Here is a 22,920-nt window from a genome sequence, read left to right on the forward strand (position 1 = left end):
TTTATTAGGAGGTATTAATATGGGATTATTTGATATTTTTCGTCGTCACAAGAAAAAAGAAGATGATGTTTCAAGTACATCTAGTGCTGATTCGCAATCTGCAACGTCAACAAGTGAAACTGAATTAGCAAGTACGGTTGCGGATACATCGGCGGTAAGCGATGATGCTCTGTCGGCAACGGATAAGGCGGAAGTACCGGTAAATATACCACCGGCTGTAAGTCATGAAGAAAAAATCGATGTGAATGGGAATAAAGAGGTGCTTCATGACGGTGTTGAAAAAGGAGTTGGCGAAGATCAGACAGATCAGGCTTCAGCGGATTCAGAGTCTAATAAACAATCAGAAGCGGAAACTAGTGACCAAATAGGAATAGCTTCAGCAGAAAGTTCTCAAGATTCTACTGAAGAAGAGTCTAGTAGTTCTACTGAGCAAGAGGCAACTCCGGCTAGTGAGGATCAAACTAAAGAGACTTCCTTAGTAGCAGAAAATTTAACTGATCAAACCACTCCTGCTGCCGATAGTAAATCATCAGCAGAAACCAGTGCTGATTCAGCTACTTCAAATGAAGATGAAACGACTGAAAAATACGACCGTGGTTTAGAAAAGTCGCGAACAGGCTTTGGGGCCCGATTAAACAAATTCTTGGCTAATTTCCGTCATGTAGATGAGGCCTTTTTTGATGACCTTGAAGATATGCTGATTGAGTCAGATGTTGGTTATGACATGGCGATGAAACTTAGTGATGAGTTACGTGAAGAAGTTAAATTGCAGAATGCTAAAAGTAAACAGGATGTTTCAAATGTTATTATCGAGAAAATGGTTGATCTCTATGATGAGGCCGGACAAGATGAAAATCCTGATTTAGCAATGGCCAAAGAAGGTCCTACAGTTATTATGTTTGTGGGGGTTAATGGCGCCGGAAAGACCACGACAATCGGTAAAATGGCTGCATTATTTAAAAAGCAAGGAAAGAAAGTTTTGCTAGCGGCTGCTGATACATTCCGCGCGGGAGCTACTGAACAATTGGATGTGTGGGCTAAGCGTGATGATGTTGATATCGTAACGGGACCAGAAAATGGTGACCCGGCAGCTGTAGTTTTTGATGCTGTAAAGAAGGCAAAGGAAGAAGATTATGATGTCTTATTTGTTGATACGGCAGGACGACTACAAAATAAAGTTAATTTGATGAACGAGTTAGCTAAGATGAAACGGATTCTTACTAGGGAAATCCCATCGGCACCGCACGAAGTTTTATTAGTGCTTGATGCAACAACGGGTCAAAATGCGCTTAACCAGGCAAAGCTATTCAAAGAGAGTACCGATGTTACGGGAATTGTCCTGACTAAACTTGATGGAACTGCTCGTGGTGGAATTGTTCTTGCTATTCGCAATGAATTACATTTGCCAGTTAAGTATGTTGGCCTTGGAGAAAAGGTTGATGACCTGCAGAAATTTGACGCAAGTGACTTTGTCTATGGTTTATTTAAAGGACTTGTAGAAGTAGATTAAGTAGGTGGTTAGATGGAAATTGAAAAGAACTACCGAATTAATTCGTTATTTGAATTTTATCAACCCCTACTGACAAAAAAACAAAATGATTATCTTGAACTTTATTATCGTGATGACTATTCACTTGGCGAAATCGCAGAAAATTTTAACGTTAGTCGTCAAGCAGTCTATGATAATATCAAGCGAACTGAAAGTATCTTAGAGGATTATGAAGCTAAATTGCATTTGTATGCTGAATTTCAGGTTCGTAATCGGCAGGCGGATCGGATTCAACGATACGTTCATAAATACTATCCGGATGACCAGACATTGAATCACTTGGTAAATCATCTGGAAAGCTTGGAGGAAGAATAAATGGCATTTGAAGGTTTAACTGATCGTCTGCAAAAGGCGATGGAAAAATTACGACGGAAACCGAAAGTTACTGAAGCCGATCTTCGGGAAACAATGCGTGAAATTCGTCTTGCCCTTTTAGAGGCTGACGTAAACTTTAAAGTTGTTAAAGACTTTGTTAAGACGGTGCGCGAAAAAGCAGCTGGTGCAGAAGTCTTAAAAGGATTAAATCCGGCGCAACAGATTGTTAAAATTGTTAATGAAGAATTAACTAAATTAATGGGGGAAGAAGCAGTTCCCCTCAATAAGGCTCCGCACATTCCAACGGTGATTATGATGGTTGGTCTTCAAGGGGCCGGAAAAACTACTACTGCGGGTAAATTAGCACTACGCTTAAAGAATGAAAGTCATGCTCGGCCAATGTTTATTGCGGCCGATGTATACCGTCCAGCCGCAATTACCCAGTTACAGCAAGTGGCTGACCAAATTGATGTTCCTGTTTTTGAGAAGGGAACAGACGTTGATCCGGTTGAGATTGTTCGTGAAGGGATGGACGTCGCTAAGAAAAATCATAATGATTATGTCATTATTGATACAGCTGGGCGATTGCAAATTGATGAGCAGTTGATGGACGAACTAGCAAATATTAAGGAATTAGTTAACCCAAACGAAATTTTGCTTGTTATTGATTCCATGACTGGGCAAAACGCAGTTAATACGGCGCAAGGTTTCGACGATAAGTTAGACATTACGGGGGTAGTTCTAACCAAATTAGATGGTGATACTCGTGGTGGGGCTGCCATGTCAATCCGTGCTGTCACAGGCAAGCCAATCAAATTTGTCGGTGAGGGTGAAAAGATGGAAGACCTTGATGTGTTCCATCCTGACCGAATGGCATCGCGTATCCTAGGCATGGGCGATATGATGACCCTTATTGAAAAGGCGCAAAAGAATTTCGATGAAGAACAAGCGCAAGAAACCATGGATAAGATGCGCGAGAATACGTTTGATTATAATGATTTCCTAGCGCAAATGGACCAAGTAACCAAGATGGGCCCACTTGAGAATATTCTAAAAATGATGCCAGGAATGGCAAATAATCCTGCCTTAAAGAATCTTAACCTTGATCCAAAGCAATTTGCCCACATTCGGGCGATCGTTCTTTCCATGACTCCAGAAGAACGGGAAAATCCTGATCTGATGAACCCAAGTCGCCGGCGTCGATTAGCCGCTGGTGCAGGTCGACCAATTGTTGAAGTCAACCGAATGATTAAACAATTTAATCAAATGCGGAAAATGATGAAACAAGTTACTAACGGTAATCTAAGTGGAATGCAAAATATGTTTGGCGGACAGATGCCAGGCGGTAAAATGGGACAAATGGCAATGAGCCGGATGGCCCGGAAAATGAAAAAAGATAAGCAGAAGCGGATTAAGAAACTCCGTAAACTACGAAAAAAGAAATAATTTTGAGAAAAATTAAGCCTGTCAAGAAAAAATACTTTACATTCTATTTGAACACTGGTATATTATTATCTGTTAAAAGAAATCAGGGAGGTGCAAAGAATGTCTGTTAAAATTCGTTTAAAGCGTATGGGTTCCAAGAAGCGTCCATTTTATCGGATCGTTGTAGCTGACTCACGTGCCCCACGTGATGGTCGTTTTATTACTGCTGTTGGTACTTACAACCCATTGACTACTCCTAAAGAAGTCAAGTTTGATGAAGACGCTGTTATGGAATGGTTACAAAAAGGTGCTCAACCTTCAGATACTGTTCGTAACATGCTTCAAGCAGCTGGCGTTATGAAGAAGTACCACGAAGCTAAGTACGCAAAGAAGTAGTGATAGTTAATCATGGCTGAGACAAATATAGAGTCGTTAATTCGTAGTTTAGTGACCCCGTTATTAAAGCACCCGCAAGCATTATCAATTACCCAGCATAGTGATGGTCGCTACCATCGTTACATAATTGATACTGATCCTAGCGATGTTGGACGTTTAATCGGCCGACAAGGACATGTTGCTGCGGCATTGCGGACGGTAGTCGAGGGTTCCCAATCACGACGGGCTAACTCTAAGAGAGTCCGGTTATTGATTAATGACCATCGTCACTAAATTTAAAACTCCCACACTAATCTGTGGGGGTTTTTGTCTTTTTTGGAGGAAAAAATGGAATATTATAACGTTGGAAAAATTGTAAATACACATGGCGTCCGAGGAGAAGTACGGGTACTTGCGACTACTGATTTTATTAGTGAACGATTTGCTCCAGGAAGTACTTTGTATCTACAAGAGGAAACGGAGCCACTTGCATTAAAAATTGAAAAGGCACGCCAGCACAAGGGCTTTATTTTAGTAAAGTTTATGGGTTACGATAATATTAATGACGTAGAAAAATTTCGTGATCATGAGCTAATGGTAAGTGCTGATGACCAACAGCCACTTGATGATGGTCAATATTACTATCATCAAATTATTGGGTTAGCGGTTGAGACAACGGATGGCCAAAAGCTCGGAAAAATCAAAGAAATATTATCACCGGGTGCTAACGATGTTTGGGTTGTAGAGCGTCCAGGTAAACGTGATTTATTATTACCGGTAATTGATGATGTAATAAAGAAGGTTGACCTTGATAATCAGCTTGTAAAAGTCGAATTAATGGAGGGTCTTGAGTAATGCGAATTGATATTTTGAGTTTATTTCCTGATATGTTTCAAGCGACTCTTGGTGAATCAATTGTTGGTAAGGCTCAGGATAATGGTTTCTTAGATATTAATGTGACTGATTTCCGGAAGTATACAACAGATAAACATAATCATGTTGATGATGCACCATTTGGCGGTGGCGCTGGGATGTTGTTACAAGCACAGCCGATTTTTGATGCGATGGCTGCTGTTGAGGAGCAAACAAAAGGCCAGTACTCTAAAGGAAGAGTAATTTTGATGGATCCAGCAGGACGCAAATTTGATCAAGCATATGCTAAGGAATTAGCCCAAGAAGATCATTTAACTTTTATTTGCGGTCACTACGAAGGCTATGATGAACGAATTCGGCAGCTAGTTACTGATGAAGCGTCTCTCGGTGATTATGTCTTAACAGGGGGCGAGTTAGCTGCAATGGTCATGATTGATGCTACCGTGCGTTTTGTTCCGGGAGTCCTTGGCAATATGTCGTCACCAATGGGCGATTCGTTCAGTAATGGATTGTTAGAATATCCGCAGTATACTCGTCCAGCCGACTTTCGCGGTATGAAGGTACCAGAAGTATTGACGAGTGGAAATCACCAGAAGATTAAGGAATGGCGGATGAGAGAGTCATTACGGCGAACTCTCCATCGTCGGCCAGATTTATTGGAAAGTGCAAAACTTAGCCGAGAGCAACAAATAATGCTTGAAGATATTAAACTGGATGAAGATCCGACTGTTCCAGACTAGGGTGGTGTGAATGAAAGAAATTCTTAAAAGATTATTTTTAAAGCAGGACCCAAAAGTTTATCAGGAAAAGGATGCCCAGCTTACACCAAGTTTACATACAAAGGACTTGATTGGCCTTGGAACCGGGATGGTTGTAGGAACAGCTATCTTTACTTTACCAGGAATTGTAGCAGCTGATCACACAGGACCAGCTGTTCCCTTAGCGTTCATTGTGGCAGCAATTGGCGCTGGATTATCAGCACTGGCCTACGCAGAAACATCATCAGTCTTACCATTTGCCGGATCAGCGTTTTCATGGATCAATGTTCTTTTTGGCGAGTTCTTTGGCTGGATCGCTGGCTGGGCCTTGTTAGCAGAATATTTTATTTCAGTTGCTTTTGTTGCATCGGGGTGGTCAGCATACATGCAAGGTTTCCTTGGAAGTTTTGGGATTAAATTACCGATTGCCCTAACAGGAGGATTTAATCCTCGTGCAGGGTCTTACATTGATATTTTAGCCGCGATAGCGATTTTAATCGTGGGTGCATTGATTTCCCGCGGTATTCATCAAGTAAGCCGAATTGAAAATATAATTGTAGGTGTTAAGCTGCTAGTGATTTTAATGTTTATTGTTGTTGGTGCTACTGCAATTCACCCGCAAAATTATGTACCGTTTTTACCAGCACATCAACCAGGAACCACTTTTGGGGGATGGCAGGGAATTTTAGCCGGAACAGCACAAATTTTCATTGCTTATGTTGGATTTGATGCAATTGCAGCTAATACGGCAGAAACAGTTAACCCAGAAAAGACAATGCCTCGCGGTCTAATTGGAACATTACTTTTAGGAACAGGCTTTTTTATTGCAGTATCTTTAGTCTTAGTAGGAATGTTCAAGTACAATCGATATGCGAATAATGCAGAACCAGCTGCCTGGGCTCTTCGTCAGTCAGGGCACTATATCACCGCAAATTTGCTATCAATAGTGGCGATTGTTGGGATTTTTTCCGCTTTGATTGCAATTTTGTTGGCTTCTTCACGGCTTATTTATGCTTTTGGTCGAGACGGATTATTACCCAAGACTCTTGGTCAAATTGATCAGAAACATGTTCCTAATCATGCATTATGGATGATTACAGTGTTAGCAATGATTCTAGGATCTGTTTTTCCATTTACTTTTTTAGCAACGCTTGTTTCAGCAGGGACCTTGGTTGCTTTTATCTTTGTTTCATTAGGGATCTATGCCCTGCGTCCGCGAGAAGGTGTTGATTTACCGCAAGCACAATTTAAGATGCCGTTATATCCGATTTTACCGGCAATTTCAGCACTTTTTTCTGCCGTCATTTTCTGGGGCTTGAATTCTGATGCGAAAATTTTAATGATCGGCTGGTTTGTTATTGGCTTGCTTATTTATTTTGTCTATGGTATTCAGCATTCGATTATTAATAAAGGAAGCCATTAATTTACCCTTGAAAGATAAGGAAAAACCATGTATAGTAGTTATTGGCTATTTAGCTGTGAATAACGGTATTCCGCTGCCCATACGAGGACATGAATGTCGGCGAAAGGAAAGAATTATATTATGCGTCAAAACAAGTTAATCGAAAAGATTACTGCTAGTCAATTACGGGATGATATTCCAGAATTCCGTGCTGGTGATACTGTTCGTGTTCACGCACGAATCGTTGAAGGTTCACGTGAACGTATTCAGATGTTTGAAGGTGTTGTTATCAAGCGCCATGGTGCTGGTATCAGTGCTACTTACACTGTACGTAAGATCAGTAACGGTGTTGGTGTTGAACGTACTTTCCCAGTTCATTCACCACGTGTTGAAAAGATTGACGTTCTTCGTCATGGTCGTGTACGTCGTGCTAAGCTTTACTACTTACGTGAACGTACTGGTAAGGCTACTCGTATCGCTGAACGTCGTCGCGATAACTAGTAGTGTGGAACCCTTGTGTATCAAGGGTTCTTTTTATTTTTAAACTCATATTAGAGTATAAAAAAGAAGCGTTTAAACTAGTCAGATAAGCAGATGTTAGCAATTTGTTAGCAAAATTAAAGCTTATCAAGTTTTGACGCTTCCTTTTTTATTGCTCCTTGTCGAACGTGTAAATAAATTTGAGCAGTAATCTTACTGTTTGCATGCCCAACTCGTTGCTGAATTACATATAGTGGAACACCCAATTCGGCTAATTTAGAAATATGAGTATGCCTAAAAGTATGAGTGCTTAGAGATTTATCCAACTTTAGTTTTTTCTTGGCTGAGCGTAAAACTGTATTTACCGACGTTGTTTGGATAGGGGTTCCATTCTCTGTCGCAAAGATAAATCCTTTACCGTTTGCTTTTCTTTTTAGTTTGAGATAAATTTTTATAGCTTTTTTGGGAAGAAATACAGTCCTACTAGAAGAAAGCGTTTTTGGTGAGTCACTTTTCTTTTGGTCTTTAGCTTTAATATGCTTATATTCAAGTGTTCCAGTTATGTCAATAAACCAGTCGCCGTTTTTCTGGTAAACATCATCAAAACTAAGAGAGGTTGCTTCACCAATTCGTAATCCTGTCAAATATAGCCATTCGCAAAGTTCACCATAGATTTTAGTATTATTATATAGATATTTGAGTACCGCTTTTAGTTCACTTTCTTCTAAAAATTTGTCTTTTATTTGCTGACCACTAACAGGAGATTTGTAATTGAGTTCAACTTTATCAATAGGATTCTCTTTAATGTACGAGTGCTTTACAGCATATTCAAATAGTTTGTGCAAGTAATACTTATATTTAGATACATAACCACTTGATAAGTTTCTATCGCCATACATAAGTTCTTCAAGCTTTTCTGTTAGTACGAGGGACGTAAAGTTTTCAACTAAAGAGTCAGGGTCAAAAATATCTGTTAAAGTATTAATCATTGTTTGATGGTTATAATATGTTGACCTTTTAATTTGTGCTTTCTCATATTCTGAGTATTCATCAAGGAGTTGCTTAAAAGTAATGCCATGAACTATTTTCCCGCTTTTAACTTCGCTAATAAGCTTGTTAATTTTATTAGTTAAGGCTATTTGAGCTTCTTTTATTGTCTTTTTCCGTTTGTCCTTAATTACAATACTTACTATTTTATATTTTCCAGTCAAAGGGTCTTTGTACCTGTCAGCAAGTCGTGAATTTTTGCCACGCTCTTGTATCCACATAATATTGCACTCCTTCCGTACATACGTTCTTTTGAGACTCTTTTTAAACCGGTCGATTTCGACCGGTTTAAAACTTGAATATTAAATAGCTTTTAGTGTCATCAATTTAGTTGGACGAGCTATGTTAAATTAATCATTATTTAGATTTAGAGTTAAATCGTAATCATGGTCACTATCCATATCTTGATCGTTAGCACTAAATTTAAATCTAATGTCTGAAATACTTGAAGGATTATTAAGGTCCTTGATAGGAATATATACTTCGCCAGACTTTTCTACGCCGTCGTTTATATCGCCATCCCATGATTCACCAATGGCATCTTCTTGTTCACTTCCTATAACAGCAGTACCTTGTTGCGGATAGATTGAAATATCGCCATTTGCTTTAATGGTCATATCTAATTTGATGAAACCATTAATATCATATTTACCATCGCTAGCCGAATCAAATTCATATGGCTTAGCAAGTTTGTATACGGTAACTTTATTAACTTTTACGTCAGCCTTATCCCAATCATCATTGCTATAATCCAATTTGTATGTTTTAGAAGATTTGACATTATAATCATCATAATCAACTGTGATTTTTGAAGGGGACGTTGTTTGAGTATTACTTCCTGAACCTGAGCCACTTTTACTATCATCACTCCCACTTAGTGAACCGATTAAAAATAATACAATAAGCACAACGATTACCCAAATCCACCAACGTTTGTACCATGGTTTTACTTGCACATAAGTTTTACCATCTTTATCTGTAATTTTTTTAGCCATGTAACAAATCTCCCTAAAATTATTTTCTAACCAGTACTAAAATTCCATCAATTACATAGAAAATACCCGGAACAATACCATAGTCTCCACACATAAAAAGAATAATTGCTCCCATAATAGCAATTGACCAACCTATAACTTTTCGATTTTTGTTTATAAAAAATACTAAAACAAAAGAAATAATTGCAAGAATAAGTCCTAACATCATTTTAGCGGTGTAATATCCGTCGCCACCAAAAGCATCTGCTACGGCTGCTGCTCCAAAGCTACCGCCAATAAATATGACGGAAAGGATCATTGCGATTACGCCAATAATAATCTCAAGGGTTCTTTTTCTGTTCTTGTCTGTAGTGACTAATTCTTTATAAACATTTCCTTCTGCATCCCTAATTTTCTTTGCCAACTTAATACTCCTCCTAATCGATTCAGCTTTTAATGACATCAGTGTTTGGTCATAGGTTTATAGGTCTAATAGTTGCTTCTTCTTAGCGTCAAATTCTTCTTGTGTAATTACATTTTCGTCAAGAAGTTTTTTAAATTTGGCTAATTCATCTGCTGAACTTATAGTTGTAGTGCTTAAGTGTGCTTGAGAAATTTTACTGTTTATAAATTCAACGAGTTCATTCATTTCTTTTTGATGTTTTCTGCCAAAAATAATAGCATTCTTTTTACCCCATGCAGAACCAGCATAAAGAGGATCTAAGCCACCTAAACCGCCACCATGCTCACTGCCACTTGTAGGAACAATGATAATATGGCCTCTAGTAAATCCTGGTTCTTTATAATCAATACTTGCTATTGATGAATAAGGAATAGCACTTGACCCTGTTCCACCATGATTAGCAAAGCTCCTTAAGCCCTTGTGTTCAATGGTTACTTTTTCGTTATCAGCAGTGATGATTGCGTGCTCTGGAATCTTGATTTCAACTTGCATAAAATACTCCCCAATGCTTTTAAAAGTTATGACATCTATAAATAAAAAAAGAGGGCTATATTACTTCAAAACGAAATAATATAGCCCTCGCTCTTAATAGAGCAATAAATATAGACCATTTAAATGGTCGGCATTTCTGTCGATGGCTATATTATGTCATATAATGTTTTATTATTCAATAGTTTTGATCAATCCTTGTCTAATCTTGCCTAAATTTTCTGCTGAAATTTGCGTGTTTCCTGAAATCGTAAAATGATTTAATTTTGCAACTCGCAACTTGCTAACGGATTTAATATCAGAAATTACGGCAAATGATTGTTTGTTGTATTTGTTAAGTTTCTTCGCTAGTTGATGTAATTGCCTAGTACTTTCATCTAGTTTTTTAAGTTCTTCATCAACATTATTTTTAAAGGTTATAGCTGTCTCTATAAATGACACAAAGTCAAAAATATTTCTATGCTGTTCCCACGAATCAGCTTTTTTGATATTTGTAATTAGTGATATAAGTTCTTTATTTGCTTCATTATCAAGAAAGTTAATGCTAAATGTGTTTTGATCTTTCGGAAAATCTTTAACATTTTTCTCAAGGAACGCTTCTTCACCTTCCGTGAAAGGGAAAGAACTGTTTTTATGGCTGTTCCTAAATTCTTCCAATCGGTTACTTAGTTTTTGAATCTTTGTTTGTTCTTCTTCACTTCTCTTCTTAACTAAATCATTTATACCGGACATTAGATCGTAACCTAGATCTATGTAACCTTTATGCCAATGAGATGAAAGTGGAACAACAGTAACTTTCCTTTTATATTTAGTGTCATCGTTATTCAAGACCACACCAAAGTGTTTGCCACCTAGCTCATTCCCAATCGTTACACCGTAATCAATCATGACAACGGTTCCTTGACGAAATCGTCTGTAATAATGGGGTAGATCGTTCTTTAATTCTTTATCTAGTGAATAGCCGTAGAATGACATCCAATTAGGTAACCGAGATACTTTCCAATCCGCTGGGTCGCCGTTGTAATAAACGTTATTAAACTTTGAAATTTTTTGTCGCTTTTGTTCTTCAGTATAATGCGGCATATATTCACTCATTTATTTCTCACGTCCTTTCTTCTGAGAGGGCTTTTTATTTTGTAACGATGTAATTATGAGTAGTTCAAAATAACTTCTCTAACAATGTTTTCATCACGTGATGGGATATCATTTTGCCTCATAAATTCAAGATAATTTACTGAGTGAGGGTCATCACCAGTAACATCTATATAATTAGAGAACAAATACTTAATCATAAACTTATTTGCGCCATACTCCATTTTCATCTTCATTGACATTGTCGCGTCATAAAGTTCCTTTTCTTCTCGCTGCTTAGCGATATGTCCCAGTTCATGGATCAGAACGGTCTTCTGCTGGCATTCGGTTAATTTATTATCTATGTATATAACAGCGGTTCCTTCTAGTATTGGTGGAAAGGCGACATGGCCTGGGGCATCGAATATCCCATAAAGAACAATGGCATTAAGCTCTGATATAAGTTCCTTTAATTCGTTATTCATCAGGAAGACACCTACTGTCTGTTTCGCAGATAACTTTCTAGTAAATCCTTCATTGCCTTTTGATCGTGAGGAGTAACCGGCTTTCCTTCAAAGGACATAATTGTTCCTAACGCTTCTTCAACACTCATGTTATGTACTTTATCTGCTTTAGATTCACGTCCTAATAAATAATCAGTCGAAACGTTGAATAAATTAGCCAGTTTGTCAACCGTTTCAAAGTCCGGTTCACGTCTCCCGTATTCATAATTAGCATAAGTTTGCATGCTTGATAAGCCTATAGTTTTAGCAACGTACGTCTTACTCCAGCCTTTATTCTCGCGTAAATTAGTAAGACGATCACCAAACTTTGACATTTTCAACAACTCCTTTATTTATATAATACAACTGTTAAACAAAAAGATTGCTTTTTTAGTCGAAAAGTTTATATAAGGTATTGACTTAAACAATACGGCGAGGTATTATAATAAACGTAAGTTAAACAAAACGGCTAAGGAGGTGTTACTGGGTGACAACAATTCTGAAAAAAGATGCTTACAAACTATTAAGACAAGAGATTGAAAAACGAGGAATTAAAAATAAGTTTGTTGCTAATGAAATAGGTATTAGTCCTAGTTATTTCGGACAGGTTCTTAACGGAAGCCGTAAACTTTCAACTGATGTTGCTGTAAAGGCAAGTCAAGTATTAGACCTTCCATTATCTATTTTTTTAAATAAAAGTTAGTCGTATTGGCTAACAAAAGGAGGCGAGGGGATGGATGAAGAAGAAAAGAAAAAGCTGAAACGAATGAACGAATCAGCTTTTGGATGGACAACTTCAATTTGTGTGAGTGTAGTAACTGCTATTTTAACAACGCTTTTATTCCAACTAGTATTCCGTTAGTTAAGAGACTAGTTACAAAGGCAACGGCGATTGGAAGCCAAAAAGATTTAAGCATTAATTCTTTGCTAATTTCAAAACGCTTTTCAAAGTAATGTTTGCCTTCATCGGTAATTCTTAGATGGTTACATTTTCTAAAATATCCTTCATCATCTTGGTCGGTACCGACAATTGTCACCAAGCCTTTGCTAGCAAGTTCATTAGGGTAAAACTTATCTTTAATACCGAGTTCATCAAAGCTGACTACCTGTTTGCCACTACGACTGAGTTTGATTAGTTTTTTAAGAATTATGCGTTCTTTGCGTACTGTTTGCATAAGTTACTCCTTCCTTGGATAGCTTAAGTATAGCAAAGCAATATAACTAAGGAGGTGAGGGGATGGACGAAAAATTGGCTGAACTAAAAAAGAAGTATCCTCAAAAGAATTTGAAGTTACTTCAATTTGACAATCCTGATTTAAATATCAGTTTCATGACTCGCTCACGTTTGTGCATAGCGCTTATTAACAACATTCCATATCAGGGAGTATTAGCAACCCAAATCAAGCATAGTTGGGAATATCCTCCTCATTTGGAGATACAAATGATTATAGATGTTGATGTATTTAAGATGTCTACGAACAAAGCGAGAGGAATTATTTCTCAATATGAAAAACATAGTAGCCACCATCATAAACATGGCGGATCCGATATTTAGATAGTCGTTCGTATTTATTAATGTGTTGTTCATAATTTGGCACTTCATCGAAAGCCATCATATGAATTTTGAATGTAGTTTTACCTTGTTTGAGTGCTTCTTCTAATTTTGTATCGAGCAAGATAAAATCTTCTTTTTCAAAGTCACGTTGCATTAAATTTACCTCCCTTCATTCGAAAGTAACTAGATTATATCAAAGCGACTTACCTAAAAGGAGACGATTATGTTTAAAGGAGGTGAGGGGATAAAGAAAACAAAAATGAACTAACCTCAGATGAAATTAGTTCATTAATCAAAGAAGCTTTATATACGATCACTTATTCTTGAAGGCAAGAATGTCATCAATTACAGCAATTACTACTTCTATGTAAGCTATTGCGAGGGTTTGGTCGTAAGTTCCGAGCACAACAAAAAGGACACAAATTGAATGAAAAAGAAGTTTGAAAAATATGAAGCATTTTTCGATATCTGGTTTTTCTGGTTTCAGTATGGAGTTTTCATTCTTGAATTGATCCATCTGCTTCTTGATAAAGATTTTAACATTATCAGATGTGCTGGAATTTTTAGCACTATAATCTCTTTGCTCGTTGCCATCGGAAAGTTTCCGACTTTCATGATCAGGATAATCGAAATTAGATTCAGGAAAATTATCGACGGCATCCGCAAATTTAACAAATGATTCAACTGGGTGATCGGTTATTTCATTGTTAATTCTATTGAGAGCTGATGCAATTTTAATGTCAGTCTTCGAAGCGAGAGTGATCAGTTCTTGAAGTTGTGAAAGTTGCTCTTGAGCAGGAGCAAGTATTTCTGAAATTCGTTGATTAAGCTCAGCGGCCTGTCGCATTGCATCGTAAGCTTCTGGCGGAATGCTGTTAGCAATACGCTTTCTAGCTGCAAGAGCTTCCTCATAACCGTAATAAGCAGCGATAGTAGTCACCTCCTTTCATCAGGAGATGACTTGATTATAGCAAAAGAAAGGTGGCAACGAATGGAGCAAATTGTAACACCGTTTTTTGTAAAAACGATTTTTGGTAAAAGAGTTATTGTTGCTCAATCAGAAGGAAGCCAACCCGCTTTCTCTATGCCAAAAGAAAACGCTGACTATATTAAAACAGTCAGTGGATTTTCAAAACATAAGAAACTCTTTACTCGTTATCAGGGAAAGGACTTCCAGATTATGGAAACAAGGCCGAAAGAAAGGAGTTGATCAGATGAGCCCTTATCTATACCAGATGAACAGACTGGAGTTTTGCAATGTTTGGAAGTCGATTAAGAAGGTAGGTGATAAGGAAATAGAAGTTCCAATGTCTAAGTCGACTTTTAACAGACGTAGGAGATGGGCACAAGAAAATTATCCTGCTTGGAGAAAGGTGTTTCTTGCTGGCGGTCGTGTTGACTTGAAGGAATATCAAAAATTCGAGTCTTTCAGGTCTGAACGATCTTATGAGGAACATCGAAGCCCATATTTAAAAGCGTTAGGGGAATAGGAGGTGATTTGATGTTAGGACTAGCAATTCCGTGGCTCGTGATTATTGCTTGCTTTTTAATTGGAGCCATTGTCAATGTGATTGAGCATGAGAAGTTGAATGTATTGAAGCCAAAGTATCGTAAGAAGCATTAGGGAGGTAGGCATTTATGAAAGATGGAATGGAACGAATTAACCAGTTACTAACAGAATATGATTTCCCAGCTAGCGCAATTCAAGAAATTCGTGTTCGCCTAGGCGATTGGTTCATTAGTGGTGGTATGCCAACTGATGGCTATGTTTGGCAACAAGTACGCTATCTTGAAAATTTAATTCGCTACGGCTTAGCTGAGCGAAAGGCGGTAATTGAATGAAACAAATAACACTAAGGCTTCCCGATGAACTGTATGAGGAATCAAAAAGGATTGCAGAACGTGAAGGGTTTAGCTTCAACGCATTTGCAATCCAAGCATTTAATTATTATGTGAATTCGTATCAATAGGGCCATTATCTTTTTCAAACTGTCTTACGTGCCTAATTATTAATTGTTCGATTTCTTTGTTCATAGAACGTCCATTGTAATCAGCAATGTATTTCAGCTTTTCTTTTAATTCGTCCTCAATTCTGACACCTAGTACAGGTAACTTTGATGCCATAGTATCACCACCTTGTTGTCATTGTAACAGCAAAATAACGTTAAAAATAATATTGACAACACTATCACAACACTTTAATATAATAGTCGTAGGAGGTAACAACACTATGACAACACCTAAAAAGAGGACAGGGATTAGAATGCCTGAGAAACTGGATAACCAGCTTAAAGCTATTGCTGATGAAAAGGGCTTTACCAAAAACGCTGTAATGCTTCAAGCGCTGCAAATTTTCGTGAAAAAGAATGGAGTTAAGAACTAATGGCAATGACAGAAGAAGAGAAACGTGAAATAGCAATGATGACCGCTGACATTTTAAGCAAGCGGAATGAACCGAAGATTAGTCCAGATTGGCGAAAATTAAGTGATGAGATTAGAGATTTTATTAAAAGTCGAACTGCTAATACAAATATAGACGGAGTTGGATATACGACTATCCAAAATTCAATTTATATGCCAATCAAGTATGTACTTGGACTGAAAGATGTTAGGCAAATAACTGCTGACCAAGTACCAACTGCAAGGAAAATATTTGAATTCATAAAAGAATTGAAGGAGGAGAACGAATGAACGAACCAGCACTAATCTGTTCTGGATTGACGGCAGGAATGCTCTTATCTGCATTCTATGGCTCAGGGCTTTGCCTAGTGTTTGGATTTGTCTTGTTCTGGCAGATTTTAGGAGCATTAGGCGATCCTGACAATCAAGACACAAAAAAAGCCAACGGCGCTGGTAACACCGATGGCAATAAATAACATATCAAAATAGATTTGAGGTAATTATATCATGTTTAATCAAAAAATGAAAAAGGCAGAGGGCTTTGTCCTCTTACAGAAGCGTTTAACTAAGGCGGTATTTGTTAAGCAAGCAACCCCTGTGAGCGATATTGAAGCACTTACTCGCTACTACAAGTCACAAGACATTTTATCAGAACTTTTTAATGAACAAATGGGGTGGGCGTAATGAATAAGCAGAAACAATTACACGAAGCAATTCAAAATGTCACTCACCATGCATGGGATGCAATTCTAGTTTTAGCAGGTGACAAAACCTCTGATGAAGAGCTAATAGCAGGTGATGGAACTGTTCTTGAACAAGCGGCGTTAGTAGCTGATTTTCTTTCAAAACACAAGGAGATTGCAACGCTGGTAAGCAAATTTTTAGTAATGGAGGGTCTTAATAATGACTAATCAAGTAGCAGAACAACAACCTAAACTAACCGACTTAGTGCTTGATCGTGTTAAGGAAATGCAGAACACGCAGGACTTATCACTTCCAAAAAACTACAACGCTTCAAATGCGCTTAATGCAGCGTTCCTTGAATTGCAGAAAGTCCAAGACCGCAACAAGCGTCCAGCGCTGGACGTATGTACTAGAGATTCTATTGTTAAATCATTGTTGGATATGACCTTACAGGGATTGTCACCAGCAAAAGATCAATGCTACTTCATCGTGTACGGCAACGAGCTCCAAATGCAGCGAAGCTACTTTGGTACGGTGGCAGCAGTAAAGCGTTTAGATGGTGTTCAAAAGGTGCGGGCAGAAGTTGTGCATCAAGATGACGTATTTGAAATTGGGTCTAACGAAGACATGGAATTAATCGTCAAACAGTTTACTCCAAGCTTTGAAAATCAAGACAAGTCTATTATTGGGGCGTTTGCCATGATTAAGACAGATAAGGGTACTGACTACACTGTTATGACCAAGAAAGAGATTGACCAATCGTGGGCACAAACACGTCAAAAAAATAACAAGGTACAACAGAACTTTAGCCAAGAAATGGCAAAGCGGACGGTACTTAATCGTGCAGCCAAGATGTTCATTAACACATCTGATGATAGTGACCTATTAACAGGTGCTATCAACGACACAACAAGTAACGAATACGATGATGAGCGCCGTGATGTGACGCCAGAAAGCAACGAACATCAGCAAACTACTAAAGAATTACTAGATGGCTTTAATAAGTCGCAAAAAGAAAAGGCTGAGGGGGTAAAGGAAAGTGGCAACGGCAACGAAAACAAGGAAAAAGCAAGTGAAGAAGTCGCAGACGGTCAAACAGAGCTCTTTGACAAAGGAACTATCAAGCCAGCCAATGAAGCTGACGCCTGATAACTACTACTCACATGAAACCGATTGGCAGTACATGAGCGTTTCATTGTTCAAAGACTTTGAACAATGCGAAGCCCGAGCTTTAGCAAAGCTTAAAGAGGACTGGCAACCTGTATCTAGTCCTGTACCGCTTCTTGTTGGCAACTATGTTCATTCTTACTTTGAGAGCGCTAAAAGCCACCAGGACTTTATTGAAGCGAATAAGAAAGAGTTAATGACCCGATCAACTAAAACGAACCCTAACGGACATTTGAGAGCCGAATTTAAGAGTGCTAATAGCATGATTCAGACGTTACAAGCTGATGATATGTTCAACTACTTCTACGCTCCTGGCGATAAGGAAGTTATCGTAACCGGTGAAATTGATGGCTACAAGTGGAAAGGCAAGATTGATAGCCTTGTGCTTGATAAAGGCTATTTCTGTGATTTGAAGACAGTTGATGACATCCACAAGGGGCATTGGAACACTGATGAACACAGATACGTGCCGTTTATCCAAGATAGGGAATATGACCTGCAAATGGCTGTATACCGTGAGCTAATCAAGCAAACCTTTAGCAAAGAGTGTCAACCATTTATCTTTGCTATCAGCAAGCAGACACCACCTGATAAGATGGCAATTGATTTTAATGGTGTTGATGATCAATACCAGATGGACGCTGATTTAGACAAGGTAAGGGAACTACAACCGCGTTTCTGGAAAGTTATGACTGGCGAAGAGGAGCCGGCACATTGTGGCAAGTGTGATTACTGTCGTGAGACGAAGATGTTAAGTGGGTTTATCCACGCGAGTGAAATTGAGGTATAGAACATGAGCAAACTACTAATTGATGAGCGACCGTTACAATGCCAGCCAAGTTTAGCTGTTGCTTTAGGAAGTGCAGACGAAGCAATTGTCTTTCAGCAACTTCATTATTGGCTTCAAAGAACTACCCGAGTTCAAAGTGATGGCAATAAGTGGGTTTATAACAGTATGGCGGAATGGCTTAAACAATTCCCTTGGATTAAATCTCGCAGTACATTATCACGATACTTTGATGATTTGGAGAAACGAGGATTAATTATCACTGGCAATTTCAATAAAGCAAAATTCGATAAGACAAAGTGGTATCGGATTGATTATCAAGCGTTGTCGGATTTTGAACAACGATTGTATCAAAATAAGTCAACGAGTGACCAAGAATCAGACAATGGAGCGTCCAATAATGGCACATGCAGTGACCAAGAATCAGACAATGGTATGTCCGATAATGAGTCAACCAATACCAATAGACTACCATCAGATTACCAAGAGACTACATCATCAACTAAAGACGATGACGAACCCGTACATGAAGACCCGTTCACACTAGCAAGCCAAGCAAATATTAACGTTAACTCTGGACTACATCTACCAGTTTTTGTTGAATTCGTCCAAGTGCTGGGTAAGCCTGTAGTCTGCTGGGCTATTCGTAAGACAGCTGATAATGCAGCACATCCTAATTGGCAATATCTGCAAACTGTCCTCAAGAATCTTGAGGCTAATTCAGTGCGCACTGTTGAGCAGGCTGAACAATTATCTGAAAAGCATCGACAAGAGCAGAAGCCAAAACAGCACTATTCTAGCTATGGCAATAAGCGTCCACCAATCAATGAACCAATACCAGAGTGGTATAAGCGTGAGCAAGAGCGGAAGAAGCAGGGTAAGTCTGATCAGGGCAACTGGATGGATCAACTGCCAGACAAAAGTGAGGTGCCAATGCCAGATGACTAAAGACGAAGTAAAAGCTAAGTGGGCTGTTGCTAAGCGGATGATTGCCTTAACCGATGATGAGAAAAACTGTAACACAGCAGAAGACTGTTCTTTAGCTGTTATCAAGACTAAGCTGCAAATTGCTATTAGTTATCTGTCACAGCTAGATGAGCATGGTAGCAAGTACAATATGCCGTTCACCGGTAATCAGATGAAGTGGGCACTGGCAAAGCCTACCGCAAATGACAAGGTGCAAAAAGCCACTGAATGGTGTCACCAGTGTTATTTGTTGCGAGAAGAAGCGTATCCGAAATGGAACCGAGAGGAGAAAACAGCATGAATGCAAACAGCTATGTAACAACCGATGAGCTAGTCTACACGATAAACCATAGCAAAGAAATTGACAGAGGCGATGCAATGGGACCATTTGCCGTTAAACGAGGCAAGTATGTCTATGTTTACCGTACATGGCAGGACGCACGAGACGAGGAAGAGCGTAAGCCTATGTGGCTAATGATGATTCCTGTTGACATCGAAAGTCTATCAGAATTATGTGAACGAGAAGACTTAGATGCAGACGACTTAGAAAGTAAAGGCTTTTGGCCATTAATTGAGTTTATTAGCAAGTACGCACATACGCCAATCAAATTTAGGAAACAAGCGGAGGTAACACAATGAGTACAGAAGTAAAAGTATTGCCAGCAAGCACACGAACAAATCTTGAATCATTGAAGCATCACATGAAGAAGTTGGGTTTTAAGTATTACGAAGAAATGAACGGATGGGTAACTTTTGGGGTTCGTCTTATGATGGACGAAGAAAGAGTGACCCCCGACGAGTGCATTTCTATTAGTGTTCGTTTTATGGACCTTCATGTTGATCTTAGTGACTTTGATTTGATTAGTAAACTACCGGAAGTCAAACAAGCCGTCCTAGATTTCTACGAAGCGGAGGGAATTAAAGAATGACAGAAGAATTAGTAATCATGCGTGACCGTCAAGCGGTAACTACTAGCTTGCAAGTAGCAAAGGTATTTGAGAAGAGACATGATCGGGTAATTAGGGCAATTGACACTAAAATGACTGACCCCAATTTTGGGGTGAGTGGAATGTTTACAGCTGGAACCTATACCGATGCTAGTGGCAAGACTAACAAAATGTATTACATGAATCGTGATGGGTTTACATTTATTGCATTTGGTTTTACTGGTGCTAAGGCGGATCAATTCAAGCTAAAGTACATCGATGCTTTCAACCAGATGGAGAAGCAACTTCAACAGCAGAAGCCACTTAGCTTACCAGAACAGATTAGCTTGATTGCTAAGGGCTACGAAAGTCTTTCAGCAGACGTTAAGGACATCAAAGATCGCATGGGGCTACCTGGCAATATGGCCCACACGTTTACTAAGAAGCGTAACGCAAAGATTATCAACGTTCTTGGTGGCAAGGATTCCAACGCATACTGTGACAAGAATATCAGAGCAAAAACCTACCGTGCTTTGTTCAGTTCGTATCGTGAAACGTTCGACCAAGACCGATACAATGACTTGCCGATGAAGGATTTTGATAAAGCAATTGATTTTGTTAATAACTGGTACCCACCGTTTGAGTTACAACAAGAAATTCAACAGACTAATGCTCAATTAGCGATTGTTTAGGAGGTACCAGCATGAAGATTAATGAATTAGGAAACAGGATTAGAGCTATAAATACTTTAATTGGCGCACATGAACGCCTTAGTATGATTTTGATTTCTTGGAATGGATTATCAGTTGTAGAAGTACCATATAGAGCAAAGAACATGTTTGACTGCAAATTCATTACAGATTCATACTTACAGCTTCCAGATGATATCAAGGCTCAGCTTGCTGGAATTATTGGAAAATTTCTTAGAACACCAGTTAAAGATCGCTTTCCAGAAAAGAAGTATCGTCTGCGATGGATTGATGACATCAAAGGTTGCAAAAATTATCTGAATATTAACGATGGTGTGTGGGGCTTTAACCCTATTGGATTTATACCAACTGCATTGACTGAATCAGAGTTAGAACAACTCAAACACGATAATCCACGCCTAGCACCTGCGATTGATGCAATGAAGGAACTTGTGGAGGGTGAGGATGATAAATGAAACCATGTTTAAAAATCTTTTTTAATAATGATTACACATGGGTAGGAGTTGTTCTTGATAATCCGGCAGGACGAGGCACAATAACACACTATTCAAGGCTAGAAAGCCAAAGAGGTGAAAGAAATGATGAGGATTGATTTAGATAGTAAGTACACAATCGTTAGCGATGGTGAAGTAATTAATCTTATTCAGAAGAATGGCAAAACCCGTAAAGACGGCACACCTGCTGGTGAGAAGTGGTGGTTCCAGACATACGGTCAAGCTATCAAATTCTACGAAAAGAAAGTTGATGCTGGTAAGCCTATTCATTCGTTAAGAGAACTAGCTAAGCAAATCGATAGTGGATATAAGCGCATTGAAGTCATGGTAGACCAGAGGCTAAAAGAGGTGGGGATTGAGTGATTAAACGAACTCGCAAACGTCAGATAGAGCGAGCTAAGTTTATGGATAAGGCAGGCTACGAATACAGTCAATGGTGGCACAGTAACTCCAGAAAGCCGAAGAGGTGGAAGAGATGAAACTCAAAGAATTAGAAAAGCCATACAAGGCTGAGACACACATTGATCATTTCACTAAGGCTCAAAATTTAATTACTTCGGCCATTTTTAGTGGCTGGAAGATTGATTTTGAAGTTGAACCTAACGAAGACTACGAGGCAGGTGATGCTAATGAATATCCGTCTTTAGTAAAAACTTACGTTTGGGCACCCGAACGATGGGACGAAGATTATATAGATGAATTACATTTACTAACTTGGACTTACCCACAAGCGGTAATTGAGTTAGCAGCTAGATTGAAAAAAACAATCAAAAGTTACAATTGTCCTTATTGTTCTATGCTAAATGGCGTTGGCAAAACATGGAAATATGGTCAACTCAAAAAAAACGAATGTATCGCATTTGATAATAGAGAAAATAGTTACATTCTCACAGATTATAATGATTTCCTCTGTCATAATCAGACTGGCTATATAAAAATCTCTAACTGTCCGTTTTGTGGGAGGAACCTAGCTAATGAAAATTCTTGATGTATGCTGCGGTTCCAAGATGTTCTGGTACGACAAACAAGAACCGCACACAACTTACATGGATATTCGTAAGGCTGTATATACGGCAAAAGACCGTGACCTAGTGCGCAAGATTGAAGTTAGTCCTGATGTTCAAGCTGATTGGAAACATATACCTTTCAATGATGAAACATTCGATTTAGTCGTATTTGATCCGCCACACTTGGTTCGTGCAGGCAAAACAAGTTGGCTTGCTAAGAAGTATGGAACCCTTGATTTAATGGGGTGGCCACATGATTTTCATTGTGCATTTCAAGAAATACTGCGAGTGCTTAAACCAACTGGAATAATGTTATTCAAATGGAACGAAGATCAGATACCGATTAAGAAAGTTTTTGAAGCGTTCGGCCAGCAACCGATATTAGGTGATATGCGATCAAAGACGAAATGGAGCGTGTTCATTAAGAATGGATAAGCGAGAATTACTAATTAAGTTGACATTCACGTTCTTCTGCGTTGCTTTAATAATCGGATTGACTC

The 22,920-nt window shown here is 38.7% G+C and carries 41 protein-coding genes; 30 read left to right on the forward strand and 11 right to left on the reverse strand.

The window, feature by feature from the left end:
• Positions 1–19: 19 nt before the first annotated feature.
• From ftsY to rplS, 9 genes are all read left to right on the forward strand, one after another.
• Positions 20–1,510: a signal recognition particle-docking protein FtsY gene (gene ftsY, locus H5S39_RS09980; RefSeq protein WP_182595307.1), complete on the forward strand. Its 1,491-nt coding sequence runs from the start codon at positions 20–22 to the stop codon at positions 1,508–1,510.
• Between the two features lie 12 nt (positions 1,511–1,522).
• On the forward strand, positions 1,523–1,864 hold the full coding sequence (locus tag H5S39_RS09985) for a putative DNA-binding protein (RefSeq protein ID WP_182595308.1): 342 nt from the start codon (positions 1,523–1,525) through the stop codon (positions 1,862–1,864).
• On the forward strand, positions 1,865–3,310 hold the full coding sequence (gene ffh, locus H5S39_RS09990; RefSeq protein WP_182595309.1) for a signal recognition particle protein: 1,446 nt from the start codon (positions 1,865–1,867) through the stop codon (positions 3,308–3,310).
• Between the two features lie 99 nt (positions 3,311–3,409).
• Positions 3,410–3,685, forward strand: a complete 276-nt coding sequence (rpsP, locus tag H5S39_RS09995; protein WP_153930095.1) for a 30S ribosomal protein S16 — start codon at positions 3,410–3,412, stop codon at positions 3,683–3,685.
• Between the two features lie 12 nt (positions 3,686–3,697).
• Complete coding sequence (locus tag H5S39_RS10000) at positions 3,698–3,958, forward strand: KH domain-containing protein (protein WP_182595310.1); 261 nt, start codon at positions 3,698–3,700, stop codon at positions 3,956–3,958.
• Positions 3,959–4,012: 54 nt separating this feature from the next.
• Complete coding sequence (gene rimM, locus H5S39_RS10005; RefSeq protein ID WP_182595311.1) at positions 4,013–4,519, forward strand: ribosome maturation factor RimM; 507 nt, start codon at positions 4,013–4,015, stop codon at positions 4,517–4,519.
• On the forward strand, positions 4,519–5,277 hold the full coding sequence (gene trmD / locus H5S39_RS10010) for a tRNA (guanosine(37)-N1)-methyltransferase TrmD (RefSeq protein WP_182595312.1): 759 nt from the start codon (positions 4,519–4,521) through the stop codon (positions 5,275–5,277). Before rimM ends, trmD begins: the two co-directional genes overlap by 1 nt.
• Before the next feature lie 10 nt (positions 5,278–5,287).
• Positions 5,288–6,718 (forward strand): APC family permease, encoded by a 1,431-nt coding sequence (locus H5S39_RS10015; protein ID WP_182595313.1) that lies wholly within the window; start codon positions 5,288–5,290, stop codon positions 6,716–6,718.
• A gap of 120 nt (positions 6,719–6,838) precedes the next feature.
• A complete protein-coding gene (gene rplS / locus H5S39_RS10020) occupies positions 6,839–7,198 on the forward strand; it encodes a 50S ribosomal protein L19 (protein ID WP_182599960.1) in 360 nt (119 codons plus the stop codon).
• A gap of 116 nt (positions 7,199–7,314) precedes the next feature.
• Here the strand turns inward: rplS and H5S39_RS10025 are convergent, their stop codons facing one another.
• The 7 genes from H5S39_RS10025 to H5S39_RS10055 all read right to left on the reverse strand — a co-directional run bounded on the left by H5S39_RS10025 (position 7,315) and on the right by H5S39_RS10055 (position 12,059).
• Entirely contained in the window at positions 7,315–8,445 is a 1,131-nt protein-coding gene (locus H5S39_RS10025; protein ID WP_182595513.1) for a tyrosine-type recombinase/integrase, read from the reverse strand.
• Positions 8,446–8,574: 129 nt separating this feature from the next.
• Entirely contained in the window at positions 8,575–9,219 is a 645-nt protein-coding gene (locus H5S39_RS10030; RefSeq protein WP_182595512.1) for a hypothetical protein, read from the reverse strand.
• 19 nt (positions 9,220–9,238) lie between these two features.
• Positions 9,239–9,622, reverse strand: a complete 384-nt coding sequence (locus H5S39_RS10035; RefSeq protein ID WP_182595510.1) for a hypothetical protein — start codon at positions 9,620–9,622, stop codon at positions 9,239–9,241.
• A 57-nt stretch (positions 9,623–9,679) separates the two neighbouring features.
• A complete protein-coding gene (locus H5S39_RS10040; RefSeq protein ID WP_182595508.1) occupies positions 9,680–10,153 on the reverse strand; it encodes an SHOCT domain-containing protein in 474 nt (157 codons plus the stop codon).
• A 171-nt stretch (positions 10,154–10,324) separates the two neighbouring features.
• Positions 10,325–11,245, reverse strand: a complete 921-nt coding sequence (locus H5S39_RS10045; RefSeq protein WP_182595507.1) for a putative type II toxin-antitoxin system PemK/MazF family toxin — start codon at positions 11,243–11,245, stop codon at positions 10,325–10,327.
• A 53-nt stretch (positions 11,246–11,298) separates the two neighbouring features.
• On the reverse strand, positions 11,299–11,706 hold the full coding sequence (locus H5S39_RS10050; protein ID WP_182595506.1) for an ImmA/IrrE family metallo-endopeptidase: 408 nt from the start codon (positions 11,704–11,706) through the stop codon (positions 11,299–11,301).
• Positions 11,707–11,717: 11 nt separating this feature from the next.
• The gene (locus H5S39_RS10055) at positions 11,718–12,059 is read right to left on the reverse strand and encodes a helix-turn-helix domain-containing protein (protein WP_182595505.1); all 342 of its coding nucleotides are present in this window, start codon (positions 12,057–12,059) and stop codon (positions 11,718–11,720) included.
• Between the two features lie 152 nt (positions 12,060–12,211).
• Here H5S39_RS10055 and H5S39_RS10060 point away from each other — a divergent pair, with 152 nt between their 5' ends.
• On the forward strand, positions 12,212–12,427 hold the full coding sequence (locus tag H5S39_RS10060; RefSeq protein WP_182595504.1) for a helix-turn-helix transcriptional regulator: 216 nt from the start codon (positions 12,212–12,214) through the stop codon (positions 12,425–12,427).
• Between the two features lie 30 nt (positions 12,428–12,457).
• Positions 12,458–12,586, forward strand: a complete 129-nt coding sequence (locus H5S39_RS11665; RefSeq protein WP_259407331.1) for a hypothetical protein — start codon at positions 12,458–12,460, stop codon at positions 12,584–12,586.
• Here the strand turns inward: H5S39_RS11665 and H5S39_RS10065 are convergent.
• From H5S39_RS10065 to H5S39_RS10075, 3 genes are all read right to left on the reverse strand, one after another.
• Positions 12,546–12,899, reverse strand: a complete 354-nt coding sequence (locus H5S39_RS10065) for a hypothetical protein (RefSeq protein ID WP_182595503.1) — start codon at positions 12,897–12,899, stop codon at positions 12,546–12,548. The genes H5S39_RS11665 and H5S39_RS10065 overlap by 41 nt on opposite strands.
• A gap of 318 nt (positions 12,900–13,217) precedes the next feature.
• Positions 13,218–13,433 (reverse strand): hypothetical protein, encoded by a 216-nt coding sequence (locus tag H5S39_RS10070; RefSeq protein ID WP_182595502.1) that lies wholly within the window; start codon positions 13,431–13,433, stop codon positions 13,218–13,220.
• A gap of 159 nt (positions 13,434–13,592) precedes the next feature.
• Positions 13,593–14,219, reverse strand: a complete 627-nt coding sequence (locus H5S39_RS10075) for a hypothetical protein (RefSeq protein ID WP_182595501.1) — start codon at positions 14,217–14,219, stop codon at positions 13,593–13,595.
• A gap of 51 nt (positions 14,220–14,270) precedes the next feature.
• Between H5S39_RS10075 and H5S39_RS10080 the strand changes: the two genes are divergently transcribed.
• The 3 genes from H5S39_RS10080 (at position 14,271) to H5S39_RS10085 (ending at position 15,121) form a co-directional block, all read left to right on the forward strand.
• Positions 14,271–14,489 (forward strand): hypothetical protein, encoded by a 219-nt coding sequence (locus H5S39_RS10080; RefSeq protein WP_182595500.1) that lies wholly within the window; start codon positions 14,271–14,273, stop codon positions 14,487–14,489.
• Between the two features lie 291 nt (positions 14,490–14,780).
• Positions 14,781–14,903 (forward strand): hypothetical protein, encoded by a 123-nt coding sequence (locus H5S39_RS11670; protein ID WP_259407318.1) that lies wholly within the window; start codon positions 14,781–14,783, stop codon positions 14,901–14,903.
• A 14-nt stretch (positions 14,904–14,917) separates the two neighbouring features.
• On the forward strand, positions 14,918–15,121 hold the full coding sequence (locus H5S39_RS10085) for a DUF6877 family protein (RefSeq protein WP_182595499.1): 204 nt from the start codon (positions 14,918–14,920) through the stop codon (positions 15,119–15,121).
• 99 nt (positions 15,122–15,220) lie between these two features.
• Here H5S39_RS10085 and H5S39_RS10090 read toward each other — a convergent pair whose 3' ends face one another.
• A complete protein-coding gene (locus H5S39_RS10090) occupies positions 15,221–15,403 on the reverse strand; it encodes an Arc family DNA-binding protein (protein ID WP_182595498.1) in 183 nt (60 codons plus the stop codon).
• A gap of 106 nt (positions 15,404–15,509) precedes the next feature.
• Here H5S39_RS10090 and H5S39_RS10095 point away from each other — a divergent pair, with 106 nt between their 5' ends.
• From H5S39_RS10095 to H5S39_RS10170, 16 genes are all read left to right on the forward strand, one after another.
• A complete protein-coding gene (locus H5S39_RS10095) occupies positions 15,510–15,662 on the forward strand; it encodes a ribbon-helix-helix domain-containing protein (RefSeq protein ID WP_182595497.1) in 153 nt (50 codons plus the stop codon).
• Entirely contained in the window at positions 15,662–15,970 is a 309-nt protein-coding gene (locus tag H5S39_RS10100; protein WP_182595496.1) for a hypothetical protein, read from the forward strand. Before H5S39_RS10095 ends, H5S39_RS10100 begins: the two co-directional genes overlap by 1 nt.
• On the forward strand, positions 15,967–16,155 hold the full coding sequence (locus H5S39_RS10105; RefSeq protein ID WP_182595495.1) for a hypothetical protein: 189 nt from the start codon (positions 15,967–15,969) through the stop codon (positions 16,153–16,155). The genes H5S39_RS10100 and H5S39_RS10105 overlap by 4 nt, the downstream gene beginning before the upstream one ends.
• A gap of 31 nt (positions 16,156–16,186) precedes the next feature.
• Positions 16,187–16,363, forward strand: a complete 177-nt coding sequence (locus H5S39_RS10110) for a hypothetical protein (RefSeq protein ID WP_182595494.1) — start codon at positions 16,187–16,189, stop codon at positions 16,361–16,363.
• Positions 16,363–16,590: a hypothetical protein gene (locus H5S39_RS10115; protein ID WP_182595493.1), complete on the forward strand. Its 228-nt coding sequence runs from the start codon at positions 16,363–16,365 to the stop codon at positions 16,588–16,590. The genes H5S39_RS10110 and H5S39_RS10115 overlap by 1 nt, the downstream gene beginning before the upstream one ends.
• Positions 16,583–17,512, forward strand: coding sequence for a recombinase RecT (locus tag H5S39_RS10120; RefSeq protein ID WP_182595492.1), 930 nt, complete (start codon positions 16,583–16,585; stop codon positions 17,510–17,512). Before H5S39_RS10115 ends, H5S39_RS10120 begins: the two co-directional genes overlap by 8 nt.
• Positions 17,496–18,320, forward strand: a complete 825-nt coding sequence (locus H5S39_RS10125; RefSeq protein ID WP_182595491.1) for a PD-(D/E)XK nuclease-like domain-containing protein — start codon at positions 17,496–17,498, stop codon at positions 18,318–18,320. Before H5S39_RS10120 ends, H5S39_RS10125 begins: the two co-directional genes overlap by 17 nt.
• A gap of 3 nt (positions 18,321–18,323) precedes the next feature.
• Positions 18,324–19,265 carry a DnaD domain protein gene (locus H5S39_RS10130; RefSeq protein WP_182595490.1) on the forward strand — a complete coding sequence of 314 codons (942 nt, stop codon included), beginning with the start codon at positions 18,324–18,326 and terminating at the stop codon, positions 19,263–19,265.
• Positions 19,258–19,584 carry a hypothetical protein gene (locus H5S39_RS10135; RefSeq protein WP_182595489.1) on the forward strand — a complete coding sequence of 109 codons (327 nt, stop codon included), beginning with the start codon at positions 19,258–19,260 and terminating at the stop codon, positions 19,582–19,584. Before H5S39_RS10130 ends, H5S39_RS10135 begins: the two co-directional genes overlap by 8 nt.
• The gene (locus H5S39_RS10140) at positions 19,581–19,922 is read left to right on the forward strand and encodes a hypothetical protein (protein ID WP_182595488.1); all 342 of its coding nucleotides are present in this window, start codon (positions 19,581–19,583) and stop codon (positions 19,920–19,922) included. Before H5S39_RS10135 ends, H5S39_RS10140 begins: the two co-directional genes overlap by 4 nt.
• Positions 19,919–20,212 carry a hypothetical protein gene (locus H5S39_RS10145; protein WP_182595487.1) on the forward strand — a complete coding sequence of 98 codons (294 nt, stop codon included), beginning with the start codon at positions 19,919–19,921 and terminating at the stop codon, positions 20,210–20,212. The genes H5S39_RS10140 and H5S39_RS10145 overlap by 4 nt, the downstream gene beginning before the upstream one ends.
• Positions 20,209–20,901, forward strand: a complete 693-nt coding sequence (locus H5S39_RS10150; protein ID WP_182595486.1) for a Rha family transcriptional regulator — start codon at positions 20,209–20,211, stop codon at positions 20,899–20,901. Before H5S39_RS10145 ends, H5S39_RS10150 begins: the two co-directional genes overlap by 4 nt.
• 11 nt (positions 20,902–20,912) lie before the next feature.
• Positions 20,913–21,374 carry a hypothetical protein gene (locus H5S39_RS10155; RefSeq protein WP_182595485.1) on the forward strand — a complete coding sequence of 154 codons (462 nt, stop codon included), beginning with the start codon at positions 20,913–20,915 and terminating at the stop codon, positions 21,372–21,374.
• 123 nt (positions 21,375–21,497) lie between these two features.
• Positions 21,498–21,776, forward strand: a complete 279-nt coding sequence (locus H5S39_RS10160) for a hypothetical protein (protein ID WP_182595484.1) — start codon at positions 21,498–21,500, stop codon at positions 21,774–21,776.
• 112 nt (positions 21,777–21,888) lie between these two features.
• Complete coding sequence (locus tag H5S39_RS10165) at positions 21,889–22,401, forward strand: hypothetical protein (protein WP_182595483.1); 513 nt, start codon at positions 21,889–21,891, stop codon at positions 22,399–22,401.
• Entirely contained in the window at positions 22,388–22,855 is a 468-nt protein-coding gene (locus tag H5S39_RS10170) for a class I SAM-dependent methyltransferase (RefSeq protein ID WP_182595482.1), read from the forward strand. Before H5S39_RS10165 ends, H5S39_RS10170 begins: the two co-directional genes overlap by 14 nt.
• The last annotated feature ends 65 nt before the right edge of the window (positions 22,856–22,920 follow it).

The sequence above is a fragment of the Limosilactobacillus rudii genome, assembly GCF_014145455.1.
GTDB classification, from domain to species: domain Bacteria; phylum Bacillota; class Bacilli; order Lactobacillales; family Lactobacillaceae; genus Limosilactobacillus; species Limosilactobacillus rudii.